Raw genomic sequence first — 477 nt, 5'->3', positions numbered from 1 at the left:
GAGCCTGTCGGTAGCATACGAAATCTATTTATCTTCGTTCAGTTGCAGTACCCGGCGCTCCTGCTAATTGCCCCGCCCGTAGCAGTGGCAACGATGGGATACTTCGTGGTTTCAATTGCTTTCTCCTACTGCATGGATGGCAACTATCTGCCATTGAACCGAGCGGGCACCGTATTGGGGACGCTAGGTTTCCTATACGTTTTGGTGGAGGAGGTCTGGCAGCTATCTCCACAAATTGTCAGCGATGAAATCGAAGGGTCTTTCTCTGACATGGGGTTGGAGACACATCCGGATTCCGTGGAACCGCTCCGCAAATTCAGGGCCTTTGCTTCTTGGGCAGAGGCAGCGCACAAGCCGCTGGTTCGCACCGTCGAAGCTCTGCTAGTAGTCATCGGGGGCATACTCTCGGGCTTTGGAGATTTGGCGGGGACATTCCTTTAAGGGGTGCGCGGCAGGCCGGACTGCTAAAAAGTGACG

The 477-nt window shown here is 54.5% G+C and carries 1 protein-coding gene; it reads left to right on the top strand.

Features of this window, described 5'->3' with window-relative positions; genetic code table 11:
• A partial coding sequence (locus tag EOC94_RS33565) for a hypothetical protein (RefSeq protein WP_210212112.1) occupies positions 1-441 on the top strand: 441 nt, incomplete at its 5' end.
• Positions 442-477: the final 36 nt, after the last annotated feature.

This window comes from Mesorhizobium sp. M6A.T.Ce.TU.016.01.1.1, assembly GCF_003997065.1.
Lineage (GTDB): Bacteria > Pseudomonadota > Alphaproteobacteria > Rhizobiales > Rhizobiaceae > Mesorhizobium > Mesorhizobium mediterraneum.
Note: the sequence above shows the minus strand (reverse complement) of the source record. Positions and strands in the feature narration are given on the sequence as shown.